This window comes from Streptomyces sp. NPDC052236, assembly GCF_044548015.1.
In the GTDB taxonomy this organism is placed as follows: domain Bacteria; phylum Actinomycetota; class Actinomycetes; order Streptomycetales; family Streptomycetaceae; genus Streptomyces.
This window is the reverse complement of record NZ_JBIUBL010000035.1, coordinates 56,958-74,591: the sequence shown is the minus strand read 5'-3', so window position 1 is coordinate 74,591 and position 17,634 is coordinate 56,958. Positions and strand designations below refer to the sequence as shown.

The 17,634-nt window shown below is 71.4% G+C and carries 14 protein-coding genes; 7 read left to right on the top strand and 7 right to left on the bottom strand.

The features are described from left to right. The first annotated feature begins 16 nt into the window (after positions 1-16). From ACIHCQ_RS38860 to ACIHCQ_RS38830, 7 genes are all read left to right on the top strand, one after another. Complete coding sequence (locus ACIHCQ_RS38860) at positions 17-1,054, top strand: 2-dehydropantoate 2-reductase (protein ID WP_399673370.1); 1,038 nt, start codon at positions 17-19, stop codon at positions 1,052-1,054. Next, on the top strand, positions 1,051-2,982 hold the full coding sequence (locus tag ACIHCQ_RS38855) for a molybdopterin oxidoreductase family protein (protein ID WP_399673335.1): 1,932 nt from the start codon (positions 1,051-1,053) through the stop codon (positions 2,980-2,982). The genes ACIHCQ_RS38860 and ACIHCQ_RS38855 overlap by 4 nt, the downstream gene beginning before the upstream one ends. Beyond that, on the top strand, positions 2,973-5,189 hold the full coding sequence (locus ACIHCQ_RS38850) for an NAD(P)H-dependent oxidoreductase subunit E (protein ID WP_399673333.1): 2,217 nt from the start codon (positions 2,973-2,975) through the stop codon (positions 5,187-5,189). Before ACIHCQ_RS38855 ends, ACIHCQ_RS38850 begins: the two co-directional genes overlap by 10 nt. Beyond that, positions 5,186-6,046 (top strand): 2Fe-2S iron-sulfur cluster-binding protein, encoded by an 861-nt coding sequence (locus tag ACIHCQ_RS38845; RefSeq protein WP_399673331.1) that lies wholly within the window; start codon positions 5,186-5,188, stop codon positions 6,044-6,046. The genes ACIHCQ_RS38850 and ACIHCQ_RS38845 overlap by 4 nt, the downstream gene beginning before the upstream one ends. A 5-nt stretch (positions 6,047-6,051) precedes the next feature. Next, positions 6,052-6,894 (top strand): formate dehydrogenase accessory sulfurtransferase FdhD, encoded by an 843-nt coding sequence (fdhD, locus tag ACIHCQ_RS38840; protein ID WP_399673368.1) that lies wholly within the window; start codon positions 6,052-6,054, stop codon positions 6,892-6,894. A gap of 183 nt (positions 6,895-7,077) precedes the next feature. After that, a complete protein-coding gene (locus ACIHCQ_RS38835) occupies positions 7,078-8,586 on the top strand; it encodes a hypothetical protein (RefSeq protein ID WP_399673329.1) in 1,509 nt (502 codons plus the stop codon). Between the two features lie 20 nt (positions 8,587-8,606). Continuing rightward, entirely contained in the window at positions 8,607-8,927 is a 321-nt protein-coding gene (locus tag ACIHCQ_RS38830; protein WP_399673327.1) for a hypothetical protein, read from the top strand. A gap of 16 nt (positions 8,928-8,943) precedes the next feature. Here ACIHCQ_RS38830 and ACIHCQ_RS38825 read toward each other — a convergent pair whose 3' ends face one another. The 7 genes from ACIHCQ_RS38825 to ACIHCQ_RS38795 all read right to left on the bottom strand — a co-directional run bounded on the left by ACIHCQ_RS38825 (position 8,944) and on the right by ACIHCQ_RS38795 (position 17,634). Further along, complete coding sequence (locus ACIHCQ_RS38825) at positions 8,944-10,281, bottom strand: protein kinase (RefSeq protein WP_399673325.1); 1,338 nt, start codon at positions 10,279-10,281, stop codon at positions 8,944-8,946. Positions 10,282-10,285: 4 nt separating this feature from the next. Then, a complete protein-coding gene (locus ACIHCQ_RS38820; RefSeq protein ID WP_399673323.1) occupies positions 10,286-11,182 on the bottom strand; it encodes a PP2C family serine/threonine-protein phosphatase in 897 nt (298 codons plus the stop codon). Between the two features lie 2 nt (positions 11,183-11,184). Continuing rightward, positions 11,185-11,853 (bottom strand): tellurium resistance protein, encoded by a 669-nt coding sequence (locus ACIHCQ_RS38815; protein WP_399673366.1) that lies wholly within the window; start codon positions 11,851-11,853, stop codon positions 11,185-11,187. A 64-nt stretch (positions 11,854-11,917) separates the two neighbouring features. Continuing rightward, complete coding sequence (locus ACIHCQ_RS38810) at positions 11,918-12,052, bottom strand: hypothetical protein (RefSeq protein ID WP_399673321.1); 135 nt, start codon at positions 12,050-12,052, stop codon at positions 11,918-11,920. 295 nt (positions 12,053-12,347) lie between these two features. Then, a complete protein-coding gene (locus ACIHCQ_RS38805) occupies positions 12,348-13,937 on the bottom strand; it encodes a hypothetical protein (RefSeq protein ID WP_399673320.1) in 1,590 nt (529 codons plus the stop codon). Next, positions 13,934-16,345, bottom strand: a complete 2,412-nt coding sequence (locus tag ACIHCQ_RS38800; RefSeq protein ID WP_399673317.1) for a GTPase-associated protein 1-related protein — start codon at positions 16,343-16,345, stop codon at positions 13,934-13,936. The genes ACIHCQ_RS38805 and ACIHCQ_RS38800 overlap by 4 nt, the downstream gene beginning before the upstream one ends. Further along, complete coding sequence (locus tag ACIHCQ_RS38795; RefSeq protein WP_399673315.1) at positions 16,342-17,634, bottom strand: hypothetical protein; 1,293 nt, start codon at positions 17,632-17,634, stop codon at positions 16,342-16,344. Before ACIHCQ_RS38795 ends, ACIHCQ_RS38800 begins: the two co-directional genes overlap by 4 nt.

Genomic DNA, 17,634 nt, shown 5'->3' with positions numbered 1-17,634 from the left:
TACTGTAGACAATATTCTGTCTGCGCTTCTTCCGTACTGCCCTACCTTTCCTTCCGCCCTCCGAACGGAGAGCCCCGTGAAAGTCGCAGTTGTCGGCGCCGGTGCCATCGGCGCGTATGTCGGAGCCGCGCTCCACCGCGCGGGCGCCCAGGTCCATCTCATCGCCCGAGGTCCGCACCTGGCGGCCATGCGCCGCGACGGCGTACGGGTGCTCAGCCCGCGCGGTGACTTCACCGCGCTGCCCAACGCCACCGACGACCCGTCCTCAGTCGGGCCCGTCGACTATGTCTTCCTCGGTCTCAAGGCCAACTCCTACGCGGTGTCCGCGCCCTTGGTACATCCGCTGCTGCACGACCGTACGGCCGTCATCGCCGCCCAGAACGGCATCCCCTGGTGGTACTTCCACGGCCTGCCGGGACCGTACGCGGGACGGCGCATCGAGAGCGTCGACCCGGGCGGCGCGGTCAGCGCGACGCTGCCGCCCGACCGGGCCATCGGCTGCGTCGTCTACGCCGCCACCGAGCTGGCCGGGCCCGGAGTCGTACGTCACCTGGAAGGCACCCGGTTCTCCATCGGCGAGCCGGATCTGACCGTGTCGCAGCGGTGCCGGGACTTCAGCGAGGCGATGGTCGCGGGCGGGCTCAAGTGCCCCGTCGAGCCCGATCTGCGCAACGACATCTGGATCAAGCTGCTCGGCAATATCTCGTTCAACCCGATCAGCGCGCTCTCGCGGGCCACGATGGCGCAGATCTGCCGCCACCGGGACACCAAGGCGCTGGTCGAGACAATGATGCGCGAAACGCTGGAGGTCGCGGCGGCGGTCGGCTGCCACCCCAGGATCTCCGTGGAGCGGCGCATCGCGGGCGCCGAGCGCGTCGGCGAGCACAAGACGTCCACCCTCCAGGACCTGGAGAAGGGCAAGCCGCTGGAGCTGGACGTACTGCTCGCGGCAGTCGTCGAGCTGGCGGCCCTGACCCGGACCCCCGTACCGAAACTGTGCGCGGTGCACGCGCTCGCCGATCTGCTCGCCACGACCACCGGAAGTGCAGCATGAAGAAGCCGCAGAAGCCGAAGAAGCAGTATCCGAGGCTCACCCACCCCCTCGTCCGGGGCAGCGACGGGCAGTTGCGCGGGGCGAGCTGGGACGAGGCGCTGGAGCGGGCCGCGGCCGGGTTCCGCGACACGCGCGAGACGTACGGTCCCGATGCCTTCGCGATGCTCTCCTGCGCCCGCGCCACCAACGAAATGAACTATGTGGCGCAGAAGTTCACCCGCGTGGTGATGGGCACCAACAATGTCGACTCCTGCAACCGCACCTGCCACGCGCCGAGCGTGGCGGGCCTGTCGGCCGTCTTCGGCTCGGGCGGCGGCACCTCCTCGTACGCGGAGGTCGACCACACCGATCTGATCGTGATGTGGGGCTCCAACGCCCGCTTCGCGCACCCGATCTTCTTCCAGCACGTACTGAAGGGGATCCGGAACGGGGCGCGGATGTACGCCGTCGATCCGCGCCGGACCTCGACCGCCGAGTGGGCGGAGGGCTGGCTCGGGCTGAATGTCGGTACGGACATTCCGCTCGCGCACGCCGTGGGCCGCGAGATCATCCACGCCGGGCTGGTCAACCGGGCCTTCGTGGAGCGTGCGACGACGGGCTTCGAGGCGTACGAGGAACTGGTCGAGCCGTGGACGCTGACGGCGGCGGAGAAGGTGACGGGCGTCCCCGCGGCGGCGATCCGCGAACTGGCGCACGCGTACGCCACCGCCGAGCGGGCCCAGTTGTGCTGGACGCTGGGCATCACCGAACACCACAACGGCACCGACAATGTGCGCGCGCTGATCAATCTGTCGCTGCTCACGGGGCAGGTGGGCCGGTACGGCGCCGGGGTGCAGCCGCTGCGCGGCCAGAACAACGTCCAGGGCGGCGGCGACATGGGGGCGATCCCGAACAAGCTGCCCGGCTTCCAGGACATCCTGGACCCGGTGGCACGGGTCAAGTTCGAGCGGACGTGGGACACGGTCATCCAGCCGCGGTACGGCAAGACGCTCACCGAGATGTTCGAGGCGATGGAGAGCCGCGAGCTGCGGGCGGTGTACTGCATCGGCGAGAACCCGGCGCAGTCCGAGGCCGACAGCGAGCAGGCGATCCGGCGGCTGACGGCGCTGGACCACCTGGTGGTGCAGGACATCTTCCTGACGAAGACGGCCGAGATGGCCGATGTGGTGCTCCCGGCGACGGCCGCGTGGGCCGAGACGGACGGTACGACCACGAACAGCGAACGGCGGGTGCAGCGGGTACGGGCGGCGCTGGTGCCGCCGGGCGAGGCGCGCGAGGACATCGACATCCTCTGCGACATGGCCGAACGGCTGGGCCACGACTGGAAGTTCACGGACTCCCAGACCGTGTGGAACGAGCTGCGCTCGCTCTCCCCCGACCACTTCGGCATGACGTACGACCGGCTGGAGGAGCACCAGGGCCTCCAGTGGCCCTGCCCGGACGTGGACGAACTGCCCGCGAGCTTCCTGCACGCCCGCCTGTGGGAGACCGACCCTGCCCGGCGCGGCATGCCCGCCGCTTTCGGCCTGGTCCAGCACGACCCGCCGGTGGACCTGACGGACGAGGCGTATCCGCTGCGGCTGACGACAGGGCGGCGGCTCGACTCGTACAACACCGGTGTGCAGAGCGGGAGTTACGCGTCCCCGATGCGGCGCGGGGAGTACATCGAACTGTGCCCGGAGGACGCGGCGGCGTACGAGGTCACGGTCGGCGAGGAGGTTCGGGTCTCCTCGCGGCGGGGCTCGGTGACGGCGCCGGTGTGGATCGACCCCGGGCTGCGGCCCGGGCTCGCGTTCATGACGATGCACTTCCCGGACGAGGTCGACACCAACCAGCTGACGATCGAGGCGAACTGCCCGATCGCGGGCACGGCCGAGTTCAAGGCCTCCGCCGTCCGGATAGAGAAGTTGGTATCCGCATGGACCTGAAATTCTCGGACACGGCGAAGGCGACAGACGAGGAACGGGCTGCGGTCGACGAGCTGTTGGGCCCGGCGGAGACGGGGTGGGAGGGCGGCACCGAACGCACGGACGCGGACCTGCGGTGGGCGCGGGGCGGCGCGGCGGCGCGTGAGCGGCGCGATCTGCTGCTGCCGGCGCTGCACGCGGTCAACGACCGGGTGGGCTGGCTGAGCGAGGGCGCGCTGGACTACATCTGCCGACGGCTGACGGTGCCGCCGGCGGAGGCGTACGGGGTCGCGACGTTCTACTCGATGTTCTCGGTGAAGCCGCGGGCGAGGAAGGTGCTGCATGTCTGTACGGACCTGGCGTGCGCGGCGCGGGGGGCGGGGGCGGTGGCGGCGGGGCTGACGGAGCGGCTGGGGCCGGATGTGGCGTGGCAGGCGAGCCCGTGCCTGGGCTTGTGCGAACGGGCTCCGGCGGCGCTGCTGCTCCAGGCGGGCGCGGGCTCTTTGCGGGGCTCCGCACTGGACCCTCCCCCTACGCCTAGCGGCGTGGGAGGTACCCCCACTCCTCAATCGCCGGAGGGGCTGAATGTGTCCGGCCTCTGTCGGGGCTCCGCCCCGAACCCCGCGCCTCAAACGCCGGCGGGGCTTGAGTTTTCCGCCGGACGGGCGGCAATTCAAGCCCGTCCGGCGATTGAGGACACGGCCGAAGGCCGTACCGGGGGTCTGGGGGCGCAGCCCCCAGTTACGGGATGGGGGTACCTCCCAGGCGAAGCTCTGGGGGAGGGCGGGGTGGGGGCAAACCCGCCGCAGGCACAACCCTCCGCGCCGCTCAACGGAGCGACCAGCCGCGAGGCCAACGAGGCGCAGGCCCGGGAGGCCGACAGGCCGCAGGGCCACCCCGCACCCCGCACACACGCCGCCACCGTCATCGCCCCCGCCACCGTCGAAACCACCCTCGCCGCCACCCGCTCCCCCCACCACGCCCCCCACGAACCCCCCGCCGCGGCCGCCGTGCCCCAGGCCGGGCAACCAGGGCTGACCCTCCTCCGGCGCATCGGCGCCGTCGACCCCACCTCCCTCGACGACTACCGCGCCCACGGCGGCTACGCCGCCCTCCGCCGCGCCTTCGCCCTCGGCCCCGCCGCCGTCATCCGCGAAGTCACCGAATCCGGCCTCGTCGGCCGCGGTGGAGCCGCCTTCCCTGCCGGACGGAAGTGGCAGGCCACCGCCTCGCAACCCGACCACCCCCACTACCTCGTCTGCAACGCCGACGAAAGCGAGCCCGGCACCTTCAAGGACCGGGTCCTGATGGAGGGCGACCCCTTCGCGCTGATCGAGGCGATGACCATCGCGGGGTACGCCATCGGGGCCCGCCAGGGCTACCTCTACCTCCGCGGGGAGTACCCCCGCGCCCTCGACCGCCTGGCCGACGCGATCTCCCAGGCAAGATCACGCGGACTGCTCGGTGACGACATCCTCGGCCAGGGCCACGCCTTCGACATCGAGATACGGCGCGGCGCCGGCGCGTACATCTGCGGCGAAGAGACCGCGATCTTCAACTCCATCGAGGGCTACCGCGGCGAGCCGCGCACCAAGCCGCCGTTCCCCGTCGAGAAGGGGCTCTTCGGGAAGCCCACCGCCGTCAACAACGTCGAGACGCTGGTCAACGTCCTCCCCATCCTCACCGGCCGCGCCGACGGGACGAAAGCCGGGGAGACGAAACTCTTCTGCGTCTCCGGGAACGTCACCAGGCCCGGCGTGTACGAGCTGCCGTTCGGCGTCACCCTGGGCGAGCTGATCGAGCTCGCCGGGCCGCCCCAGACCCTGCGGGCCGTGCTCCTCGGCGGCGCCGCGGGCAGCTTCGTACGCCCCGACGAACTGGACATCCCGCTCACCTTCGAGGGCACCCGCGCCGCCGGCGCCACCCTCGGCTCCGGAGTCGTACTCGTCCTCGACGACACCGTAGAACTGCCCCGCGTCCTCCTCCGCATCGCGGAGTTCTTCCGCGACGAGTCGTGCGGGCAGTGCGTTCCCTGCCGCGTCGGCACGGTCCGCCAGGAGGAGGCCCTGCACCGCATCAAGGACCGTACGGGCGCCGACGCCGCCGACGACATCGCGCTGCTGCGCGACGTCGGCAAGGCCATGCGCGACGCCTCGATCTGCGGTCTCGGGCAGACCGCCTGGAACGCCGTCGAATCCGCCATCGACCGGCTGGGAGCCTACGAATGACCGCGATACCACTGGGGCCGCCGCGCCGGCTGGTCGAGTTCACCCTGGACGAGCAGCCGGTCAGGGTCCCGGAAGGCTCGACTCTCCTGGACGCCTGCCGCAGCGCAGGCAAGGACATCCCGACCCTGTGCGAGGGCGACACGCTCACCCCCAAGAACGCCTGCCGGGTGTGCGTGGTGGAGGTGGAGGGCGCGCGCACCCTCGCGCCCGCCTGTTCGCGCCGCGCCGAGGCGGGCATGACCGTACGCACCGACACCGAGCGCGCCCGCCACAGCCGCAAGCTCGTGCTGGAGCTGCTCGCCTCGTCCACCGACCTCTCCACCACCCCGCGCGCCGCCGAGTGGATCAAGGAGTACGAGGCCGAGCCCGGCCGCTTCGGCCCGGACGCGGCCCGGGTCAACGAGGAGCCCAAGGTCGACAACGACCTGTACGTGCGCGACTACGACAAGTGCATCCTCTGCTACAAATGCGTGGACGCGTGCGGCGAGCAATGGCAGAACACCTTCGCCATCGCCGTCGCGGGCCGCGGTTTCGACTCCCGTATCTCCACCGAGCACGACGCCCCGCTCACCGACTCCGCCTGCGTCTACTGCGGCAACTGCATCGAGGTCTGCCCCACCGGCGCGCTCTCCTTCAAGACGGAGTTCGACATGCGCGCCGAAGGCACCTGGGACGAATCGGCCCAGACGGAGACGACGACCATCTGCGCCTACTGCGGCGTCGGCTGCAACCTCACCCTGCATGTGCAGGAGAATGAAATCGTCAAGGTCACCTCCCCGCACGACAACCCGGTGACCCACGGCAACCTCTGCATTAAGGGCCGGTTCGGCTTCCAACACGTACAGAATCGGAATTGATCACTATGGGACGGGTCACCGAGCGCCGCCGCACCATCCGCATCAGGGACGGTGCGGTATCGACCCGTCCCGACACCCTTGTCGCCGAAGAGCCCATGGAGATCCGCCTCAACGGCAAGCCGCTGGCCATCACCATGCGCACCCCGGGCGACGACTTCGCGCTCGCGGCCGGTTTCCTGGTCAGCGAGGGAGTGATCGGCGCGGCTGCCGAGGTGCGGTCCATCGTGTACTGCGCGGGCGCGACGGACGACGGCGCCAACACCTACAACGTGGTGGACGTCCAGCTCGCGCCCGGTGTGCCCGTCCCCGACATCACCCTTGAGCGGAACGTCTACACGACCTCGTCCTGCGGGCTGTGCGGCAAGGCGAGCCTCGACGCCGTACGCACCCAGACCCGCTTCCCGATCGCCGACACTCCCCCGGTCCGTGTCGAGCCCGCTCTGCTCGCCGTCCTCCCCGACCGGCTGCGGGCAGCGCAGCGCGTCTTCGACCGGACCGGGGGTCTGCACGCCGCCGCGCTGTTCTCGGAGGAGGGCGAGCTGCTCGACATCCGGGAGGACGTCGGCCGGCACAACGCCGTCGACAAACTCGTCGGCCGGGCGCTCCAGGAGGACAGGCTGCCGCTGTCCCGGGCGATCCTGCTGGTGTCGGGGCGGGCGTCGTTCGAGCTGGCGCAGAAGGCCGTGATGGCGGGCATTCCGGTACTGGCAGCGGTCTCCGCGCCCTCCTCCCTCGCCGTCGATCTGGCCGCGGAGGCCGGTCTGACGCTGGTCGGTTTTCTGCGCGGCGCCAATATGAACGTGTACGCGGGTGATGAGCGCATTGCCCTGACCACCGGGGTCGTCTGAGCGCTCCCGCCGCACGGGATACGGGCCCGGCCGGCGGGGAGCGCCCCCTGCGCCGGCCGGGCCTCTCCGGACCACGTCGACGATGCCGACGTGGTCGGCGAAGGTCGGTGAAGACCGGGACACACGCGCCGCGTCTCCCTAGGCTGAGAGCAGGCATCGCCCGATGGGGGACGAGGGGGACGGATGACGACGCCGCGATCTTTACCGATCCTGCCGCAGTACCGCGAGGACGCCGTCACCCGCATGCTCTGTGCGCACACCCACCTGGACGAGGACTTCGCGCAGGAGGTGCTGGACGAGTACACCGGAGACCGGCTCAAGGCGATCGGCCTGCCGCTCGGCATCAACCTCGTGGCGCTCGTACGCCATGCGCGCGCCGCTCAGCGACGCCGGAGGTTCCGGGACGCTCTGCTCGCCGTGCTGCTCCTGGTGATCGTCGCCTCGCTGATCGCCGCCCTGGTCGCGCTCGTGGACGACGCCACGACCGTGGCCGGATTCCTGGCGGCGAACGCCGTGCTCATGGTGGTGTTCGCGGGGATCGAGATCCACAGCAACGGGCACTCCGCGTGGCGGGCGGCGCGCGAGGCATTCCGGGGGCAGGGCAAGCCGCAGGACCTCGCGCCTCCCGTCGAGGCGGAGACGGAGGACCGGCTCAAGACACTGCGCCAGGCGAATGTCGTCGCGTACGACGCCGGCGTCGAGTCCGATCATCCGTTCATCGGCAGTGGCGAGCTGTTCACGGAAGTCGTCTGGCCGAGCGTGGACGTCAGCCGCCCCGCCGACGACTCCTCCGGCGGCAAGCTCACCATCAAGCCCTTCGACGCCGTGGATCTGCACACATACATGGCCCGCGAGCTGGGCGGCATAGCGGGACTGGAGAGGCTGCGGGCCCGCAACCGCCTCTATGTGCGCGGGCTGCATGTGGGCCATCTCGGCGCGGAGATGCTGCCCGACCCGCTGCGGCGGCCCGCCGCCCGGATCGACAAGCAGCTGGTGCAGTCCGGTGTGCTGCGCGAGGGCGGCGGAATGCGCACCTACCTCAGCCTGGAGATGGTCGGCAGCGGCGGCAAGCTCGTCGTGTCCATGCATCTGCGGGCGCGCCTCGTCCTGGGGCGGCTCTCCTGGCAGGTCGCCGCCTGTGTACTGCCTCCGGTGCAGGCGCGCTTCGAGTACGTCTCGTATCTCCCGCTCGGCGGTTTCGAGGAGTGGTGGAAGCTGGTCCGGCACACGGTCGCGAGCCTGCGCTGGATGCTGCTGGGCGCGCCCGGACGGATCGCGCGCCGCCGCGCCCACTACTCCCAGGGGACGCGTGACCTGCGGAAGATCCGCCGCGAGATCACCAAGCACAACGTCGCGTACGACTACGGGGCGCTGGACAGCCTGCGCGAGCGCGCCGCCGTGGATACGGACGCGATGGACTACGACGATCGGATGGACGCCCTCGACGTACTCCAGCGGCTGCAGCAGGGCGTGCTGGTGGCGACGGAGAAGTTCCTCAAGGACCACAACGTGGACACCAGTGACTTCGACCGCGCGCAGAAGGTCATCAACAACCAGACGTTCAATATCGGCAGCGTCAGCGGCGGCCAGCACCAGTGGGGCGCCAACAACACGCAAAACAACAGCAACAACAACGGCCCGGGCGGCGGTGGTGCGCCGCCGACGCCGCCGGGTGGCGGCAAGACCACCTGAAGCGAGAGGAAACGGGAGCCATGGGCGACATCAACATCGGCAGTGTCAGCGGCGGCCAGCACCAGTGGGGCGCCAACAACACGCAGAACAACTACGGGTCGTCGCCCGCTGAGGCGGTCCGCCTCGCGGGCGAGCTGGTGCGGCAGTTGCAGACGGAACACCCCGGCCTGGCCGGTCACGCCGAGCTGGTACGGAGCGAGCTGGTGAGCGCCCAGGAGGAGGGCCGGGCGCTCCACCAGGGCCGGGTGCGCCGCTGGCTGGACACGATCCAGGCCGGGGTCGGCACGGGCAGTGCGGCGCTCGCCCTGGCGCAGGCGGTGGGCGGCGCGGTCGGCGTGTAGGGCGTGTTTTGGGCCGTCAGTCCGCGCGTACGACGGCTCGTGCCGCGGACCCGAGGCCGAATTCCAGGCCCGCGCGCAGCGGCACGGTCTGGCCCGGCGTGACCTGCTGGACCGTGCCGTCGGACCTGCGGGCCGACCAGCTCTCGGCGGACCGGTTGGCCAGCCCGTACTTGCCGGGCTTACGCGGGTGCTCGACCAGTTCCGCGACGAGCGACGCCTCGTCGTAGCGGTGCCGGTCCGGCTCGGCGAGCAGATGGTGCGCGTACACCCTGGCCGCCCGGCGCAGCCGCAGATTCCGCTCGACCTTCGGGCTCAGGGTGGTGACCACGAGCCGCGGCGGCAGGATGAGCCCGCGCCCGCAGGACCAGCAGGCGCCGGCGGTGGCGGACTGCGGTTCCGTCATGTTCTGCCGTCCGCATTCGGCGCAGACCACGATGGTGTCGCGGACCTCGCTGAGCGCGTGCCGCCACTGGGTCTCGCGCACCCGGCGGGTGGGGTCGTGGAGGCCCTCGGTGAAGTTCTGGGCGAAGAGCTTCTGGAGGATGGGCGGGGCCGCGGCCCAGGTCGCCAGGACCGTGGTGTGCTCGACGGGGTCGGGACGGTTGGCGTCGTCCACGGGGTCGAACACGAACACCGGCCGCTTGCCGTACAGCCGCTTCTCCGCCGCCTCGTCCAGACAGCGGATCTCCAGCTCCGCGCGTCCCTTCAGCGGATGGTGGTTCATCAGCAGCATGAAGAGGAGCACGGACAGCGAGTGCAGATCGGTCTGGGTGCCCGGTACGGCCCCGGCGTCGCCTCGCACCAGTTCCGGCGCCATGAACTCCATCGTCCCGGAGATGCCGGTGGAATCGCCCTCGCTGACGGCGTTGTCGTTGTCGCAGACCAGTACGTCGCCGTTGTCCGGGTCGAAGAAGATGTTGCCCCAGGAGATGTCCCGGTAGGCGATGCCCCGGGAGTGCAGCGACTGGTAGGCCTCGACCATATGGAGCCCGGCCGTGACCAGCGCCAGCGGGCTGGTCCGCAGCTGCCTGCGGAACAGCGCGGGCAGCCCCTTGAACCGGTCGGGACGGATGTCCATGAGGTAGCCGAAGCCGCCCGCCCGGCCACCGGTGACGAACGACCGCGGCCACAGGAACCGGTCGTCCTCGAAGTCACGGCCCACCAGTGACTCGACGATGTTCCGCTGCTCGGCCGTGGCACAGGCCGGGTAGTACCACTTGAGCGCCTGGTCACCTATCGAGGTCTTCACCCGGTAGACCTCGCCCTGGCCGCCCGCGCCGAGCAGACCGGAGACCTTCACTTCCTCGCCGGTGTCCGCCGTGAGCCGGGCACCGCTGTCGAGCATGCCGGACATCAGATCAGTCCTCCGTTTCGCTGAGTGCTGCCGCGGCGGCGGGACGCCTCAGGCGTGCCACGACCGCGGTGGTGTCGTCACCGGAGTAACTGCCCGCGCGCGCCAGCCACTCCGGGAGGGCCTCGCCGATGGGCCCGGTGCCCTCGGCCGTGATCCGCTGGTCCATCTCCCGTACGAACCGTACGAAGCCGTCGCGGGCCGCGAAGCTGTTGGACAGGCCGTCCGTGGAGAGGGCGACAAGGCGGGGCAGCCGCGCCGGGTCGCTGACCGGGGCCCAGTGCACACGCACCAGGTCCCAGGCCTGGCGGCTGCACATCGACTCGGTCTCGTCGCCGAGTTCGGGGGTCGCGGGGGCGAGCGGCTGGGCGATGGTGCCGTCGGCGTCGACCACCATCAGGTCGCCATCGCCCAGCTGCCAGGCGGCGAAGAGCCCTTCGGTGAGGACCGCGCCGATCAGGGTGGTGCCGTACGCGCGCAGCAGATCCGGTGTGGCGGGCCGCGGCTCGCCCGGTTCGCCGTGGTGCCGTTTGACGACCCAGTCCTGCCAGGTGCGGACGAGCTCGCGCGGCACCCGGTCGTGGGCGTCGGCCCACAGTCGCCGCAGCCCGCCGCCCCCTGGCTGGCGGGCCGACTGACGGGCGCGCGCGGCGAAGTCCGCGCCGCACAGCTTGAAGACGTCGACGGCGTAGCGCGCGCCGAGGTGACTGAGCGGGTGCGCGGCGGAACCGTGTCCGTCGGCGACCGCCAGCACCAGTGCGCCGTCGGGGGTGATCTCCGCGTCACTCCAGTCCTGGTTCAGGGGCTTGGCGGGCCCCTGAACACTGCCGTTCAGGATGTCCCAGCCCACGTCCTGGATCTCGTGGTTTTCGTGATTCTCGTGGTGGATCTTGTGGTGCTCCACGCTCACCACACATCGTCGTCATCGTCGTCGTCCAGGGTGGGGGGCGCATAGGCCGGGGCCGGCTGTTTCGCGGTGGGCGCGCCGCCCACGACCGGCTGCGACGCGGCCTTGACCGCGGCCGTGGAGGCCCAGCGGATCGCGGCGGCGAGCTGCTTGGGGCTGTTGGCGTCCAGCACTGGCAGTTCGGGGTTGGCGAGGAACTCCTGGAGCACGCTCCGGTCGGCGTCCGCGCCGATCGCGATGGCGACGCGGAGCGCTTTCTTGCCCCACGGTGTGGCGTCGATGGCCTTGAGGGCCGGGCGCCATTCGTCGAGCGGCTGGCCGTCGGAGACGAGGGCGAGTACGGGTTTGAGCGCCCGCTGCGGCATGGGAGGCGTCTCCAGTTCGCGGGCGACGGCGTAGAGCGCGTCCCCCAGATTGGTGCCGCCGTCGACCTGTACGTCCTGCCAGGTGAAGCTCTCAACCGGAGTCGGGTCGGCGATATGCCAGTTCGCGGTGGACGAGAACGTCAGGACCCGCAGCAGCAGCTGGGCCGCCGGGTTGTCGTGCGCCACCGACCGCATCTCGGGAATGGCCTCGCGGATCGCGTAATTGAGCTGCCCGATCTTCTCACCCATCATCGAGTACGAGACATCGAGAATCCAGATGAAATGAACCGGACGGTTCTCCATCGGGCCGCCGGGAATATCACTCACTGAAATGTCCTCCTTCTTGCCGCTGTGCACAGGCCCGCCTTCATTCGGGGAGTGCCGAGGTCAGCAGCAGTCCTACGATCATCAGCACGACACCGGCGGCGATGATGACCGCCACAATGAACAGGCCGAATACGACGCGCCGTTGACGTGCCGTGTGGTCCGGTACGGAACTCATCCCCCACACCCCCGATGTCCACCGTCACCCTCGCCGACCCGGGGGCGTGTCTTAGAAGGTTCGCCTGCCCCGCGACGCCTGGCACGCGCACTCGCGATGTTGTCGGAGTCGCTCAAGTACTCCCCCAGGCTCCGCCTGGGGGTGCCCCCATTCGTACGAGGGCGATCTCCCCCAGAGCTTCGCCTGGGGGTACCCCCACCGCCTTGCGATTGCACGCACCAGACGCCGCAGGGCCCGCCCTGCGGGCGGACGGCGCTACTTCTAAGACACGCCCCCGTACTGCGCGAAGCGCCCGTCATCGCTTTCCCCCTTCGCCCGTGAGCAGCGGTTTGACGGGCAGTCCGGTTCTGGACAGCAGCCACAGCACCGACTCGGCGGCGCGCCTGCTCTCTCCGTCGAAGGCCCCCGTGCCGGTCGCCGCCCGCGCGCTGACCGCCCAGTATCGGGTGTCCCCGAAGTCGTGGCCCAGGGACTGCACCAGGTCTCCCAGACCGATGCGGGTCAGCCACTCGTCGATCCGGATCCCGGGCGTCGGCAGCGAGTCGAGCTGGTCCAGTACGTCCCGTTTGGTGACCACCGTGGCGACCGGGGTCCGCGCGCGGCGCCCCGACATCGCGGCGAACTCGCCCGCCAGCCTGTCGTATGTGTCCTTGGGGCCCTCGGGCGAAGGGCGCGCGTCGACGGCGCGCTGAGCGTCGCTGCCGCCGAGCGACCGGCGTACCTCCGGTTCCGCGAGGACGTCGGCGACGAGCACCACGCCGTCCGTGTGCGCCAGATACTGCTGTTCGCGTACGACGACGGCGTCACCGAAGGTCTCCCCCATCGGGTCGTACAGATACAGCAGCCGCCGCCGTCGGCCGCGCTCGACCCGCAGCATGAACGCCCTGGGCTGCTGGGCGGCCGTCTTCTGCACCCAGCCGTCCTGGTCCAGCTGGCCCTTCAGGCGGTGCAGTTCGCGCCGGTCGTCCGCGGTGGCGTAGTCGACGGACAGCTCTCCGCGGTCCGCCCAGGAGCGCAGTCCGGCCACCATGGCGGCCATCAGCATGGTTTTGCCGGACGAGGTGCCGCCGACGATGGGCACATGCACGATACGTATGGTGCCGAGCGTTACGGGCAGGGCGAGGTCGCAGTGCGGACAGTACGAGGTCAGCTTGTGGCGGCCCGTCAGGAAGCTGGTGTTCAGCCGCTCTCCGCAGGCGCAGACCCGCCGGAACACCCCGAACCGGCCTGCCCGCAGCCTGCGGTGGGCGGCCTGGCAGCCAGGACAGTGGTAGACGGGCAGGTCGATGGGCCGGTAGCAGCCGGGGTACGGGCATTTCATCCGGATCCTGCGGAGCAGCAGCCCGGCCCGGTCCAGGCCGCGCAGAGCGAGCGCCGCCGCCGCGAGGGCCCCGAGCACCAGCGCGAGCAGCGCGCCGAAGAACAGGAGCACGAGCAGCAGGAACAGCGCGGCGGCGCTCGCCCCCACGATGGCCCCGAGGCCGAACGCGGGGCCGGTGAGCACCATCACGACGGTGGTGAACGCGTTCTCGGCGGGGCTGGACGAGGGGCGCCGGCCGCGCAGCAGATTCCGGGCGCCGGTGCCCAGCCACTGGTTGATCAGGAGCCGGCGAAGGACCGCCACCGCGGCGGCGACAGCGCTGGTGACGTCCTCGCGCAGCTGACGGGCCCAGTAGGAGAACTGGGCGGGTTCGCCGGACGAGACGGGCACGATACGCGGGTCATCGGCGCCGGTCCGCCACGGTCCGGTCCGCCGCCCCATGGCCAGGACGGCCCGCGCTGCGGCGACCGGGAACGCGTACAGCGCCACGAACAGCGCGATGACGCCGGTCGCCGCCACAAACGTCAGGAGGGGATACGCGAGCCATGGGTTCCATTCCTTCATCTGCGGCGCTCCTCACCGGGCGGTCCCGACGGTGAATCGGAGGACTTGCGGCCGCGCAGGCGCCCGCCGAGCCGGGCGATGCGGCCCGGCCGGTTCCACTCCTGGAACTCGCGGGCCCAGCCGCCGCCGGGCCGCTCCAGATGCCGTACGACTTCCGCGACGGTCCCCTCGGGCAGCTTGCGGACGACCGGGCGCAGCACATCGGCCAGGAGCGCGGTGCGGGTCTTGTCCCATGCGGCGTTGAGGCCCACGCCGCTGGACCAGTAGAAGAAACACGCGGCGACATAGGGGGGCGAGGCGCGCAGCCAGTCGCGCACCGTGTCGCCGCGGGCCTTGTCCGCGTACGCGGCGAGCAACTCGGGGTCGCCGGAGCGGACGAGCTGTTCCAGTTCGCCCGGTGGTGGCTGGGGGGACAGCAGCGTACGGGCGACGGCATGGCCGACGCGTTCGGCGATGGCGGCTTCCAGGGGCTGGGCCACCCGGCACAGGGCAATGGCTTCCTGGGTGAAGCCGGGCGCGGCCCGCCCGTCCGCGATCTGCCCCGCCAGGGCGAGCAGGGACAGGGCGCCGCGGATACGCGGCTGAAGCGCTCCGGTCGCATAGCGCAGCAGGTCCGCGGCAAGCTCGGGGGCGTCGGGGTCGTGCGCGGGCGCTTGCAGGGCGGCCTCGGTCACGTGGTCGTCGATGCCGGAGGAGCAGAGCCAGTCCGGCGGCAGCTGGTTGACGATCAGCCGTGCCTGCGCGGGGGTGAGGGGGCACTCGGCCCAGACCAGCCGGTAGGCGGCGGACAGCACGGTCGCGCGGCCCTTGTGCTCGGGCCCGGCTTCGGCGACCAGGGAGTGGAAGGCCCGTACGGGATCGTCGCCCGCGGGGCGGCGTCCGGCCGCCTCGCCCAGGCGCAGATGGGGGCAGTCGGTGAGATCCGCGTCGGGCATGGCGGTACGGGCGACGGCGGCGAGGCGGGCGGGGTCGCCGGAGGAGGCGGCGAGGTCGAGTTCGCCGAGAACGGCGCCCCAGATGGCGGGGAGGCGGCCGAGGGCCGCCGCGACGGTCGCGGCGTCCTCGTCGTTCTCTGTCTCGCTCTCTGTCCCGTTCTCTGTCTCAGGGCCGCCGCCCATCAGCGCGTTCGAGGCCCGTTCGGCGAGGACCGGCAGCACGCCCATGGTCTCCACGCTGAGCGCGTCGGCGAGTTCGAGCAGGGCGAGGACCACGTCGAGCGGAGCCCGCCCGACCGATGCCAGCGCGCCGAGCAGTTCCTCCTTGAGCGGCCCGGTCGCGTCATGGCCGGCCAGCCGTCCGAGACGGTCGGCGAGGGGCGCGAGGGCGAGCCACTCCTCGGCGGTGCGGGCGTCGCCGCCCTCGGCGAGTGTGGCCAGCAGCGGGCCCCAGAACTCAGCGTCGAAGGCGTGGCCGTGACGGGCCGCCCAGCGCGCTGCCGCCGTCCGGCCCACGGAGTCGAGCGCCACGCACTCGGCGGCGGCGACGGCCGCGAGGCGGCCGTGGTCGAAGGCCCCGTCCGCGTCGCCGCCCGGCGGCAGCTTCTCCGCGACGAGGAACAGCCTGGGCAGCCCGGCGATCCAGACCCGGGCCGCCACCGAGGCCCAGGGATCCTCGCGGGGCGGGCTGGACTCGCCGCCGGTGCAGTCGTGGACGCGGTAGCGGTGGTCGGCGCCGCCGGAGAAGGAGAAGTCGGCGTCCGGGAGGATCCCCACGATCTGCTGCCGCGCCTGGAGGGGCCGCCGGGTGTACGAGGTGAAGGTGAGCCGGTCCGCGAGCTCGCGCGGCAGCACAGCGCTGGCCAGGGCGATCCACTGCACCGTGTCGTGCGCGTCGCGTTCCACGACGATCAGCTGAGGGATCAGCTGCGGCGCGTCGGCCGCGGCGAAGAGGGCCCGTACGTCGGCGAGGAACGCGGGGAGCCGCCCGGCCCTGGCGGCGGCGAAGGCGGTGAGGCCGCGCCGGTCCATGCGGCGGCCCGGCAGGAGTTCGGTGAGCGGCTCCGGACGGCCGTCCTCCGGCGTACCGGAGGACCAGGACGGCGACTCCCACAGCTCGACGGGGAGCAGTCCCGCGGGAACGGGTGCGATGTCCGGCAGCCAGACGGCGTGCGCGTGGAAGTTGCCGTAACGCCCGCTGTAGTCGGCTCCGGTGTAGACGCTGCGGCACAGCAGCCGACTGCCGTCCGAGAGCGTGCTGTGTGTGAACGCGGCCGGGAAGAGCCCCAGTTCGCTGGGCGAGGGGCGGCTCGGGGCGTCGCGCGGTGGCTCGTATCCGATGAGCTGCTCGATTTCGCGGAGCAGATTGGCGGGTACGTCCTCGCTGACCGCGGTGAAGCGGAATCCGGAACCGTCGGGTCCGGGCGCGGCGGAGGTGTAGTGCAGCTGGGCCAGACAGGTGCCGCTGTTCATGTGCCGCCTCCCCTGGTCATGCCTTCCTTGGCCTTGCGTACGAGTCCTTCCTTGGCCTTGCCTACGGGTCCCTCCTTGGCCTTGCGTACGGGCAGCAGACCGCGCCGGGTCAGCAGCCAGAGCAGCGGATCCTCGACACGTACGGGCTGCGGCCCCGACTTGGGCACATCGGCCGGTGCGGTGGCGGGCGGCGGCGAGCCGAGCGCGGAGAGCCCGAAGAAGGAGACGTCGGCGAAGTCGCGGTCGAGCCGCCGGTGCAGCTCGCCGCCGTCCCAGCCCTCCAGCAGCGAGCGCACCTCCTCGTGCACGGCGATACGGTCCACGTCGTCGAACGCGCCGCCGTCGTGGCGGGCGTTGCGCAACAGCGGAGACTGCGGCGGCAGCAGGGGCCTGACCATGTCGGTCTTGGTCAGCGCCACGGCCAGCGGGGTGGACACCCTGCCGCGCGCGCCGCGCCGTCCGTGCCCGCGCAGCTGCCCGGCTATGTCGGCGGCTATCTGCTGCGGCGAGGTCTCCATCCGGGGCAGCGGCGGCCCTTCGCCCGGCGGTAGCTCCTCCCTTACTGCGGGCAACTGGAGGGGGTCCACCAGGAGGATGATGCCGTCGGCGGCGGCGAGGTAGTCGGTGTAGCGGTCCACCGCGGCCGCGTCGCCGAGGTCCTCGCCGGCCGCGTCGAAGAAGACGAGGGCGGTGTGCCGGCTACCGTCGCCGAACCGTCCGGCGCTGGGCAGGCTCAGCCGGTACAGCAGCGGCTCGTTGAAGCCGAGCGCGGCGGGCGGGGTCGCCCCGGGCAGATGCAGCCGGTCGTACAGCTCGGCGGCCATCTCCTTGTCGCGCCGCTGGGTGTCGCTGCCCATGGCGGCCAGGGCGCCCCGGTAGGCGGTGCCGACGCGGTGGCGTAACTCGTTGACCAGGACGGTGACATACGTGCTCTTGCCGGTCGCCTTGGCGCCGACCAGCGCGATGATGCGGCTGTCCTGGTCGCAGTAGTCGCTGGGCAGGTCGCTGTGGCAGGAGGCGCAGACCCGGACGGGAGTGAGCACTCCGCAGTCGGGGCACGCGGCGCGGTTCCCTCCGGGCCCGAGGGTTCGCCGTACGTCGAAGACGGGGCCGCGCATCCGGGCCTGGGGAGCGGCGGTGCCGCCCTTGAACTCGGCCCAGGCGTCGTCGCGCCGGGGCGAACAGGGCTGCCGGCCGCCGCGGACGCCGCTCCGCGTCATCAGGCAGCGGTAGCGGAGGCGGTGGGCGGGGCCGCGGGCGAAGCAGTAGGGACAGATGACAGTTGTCAC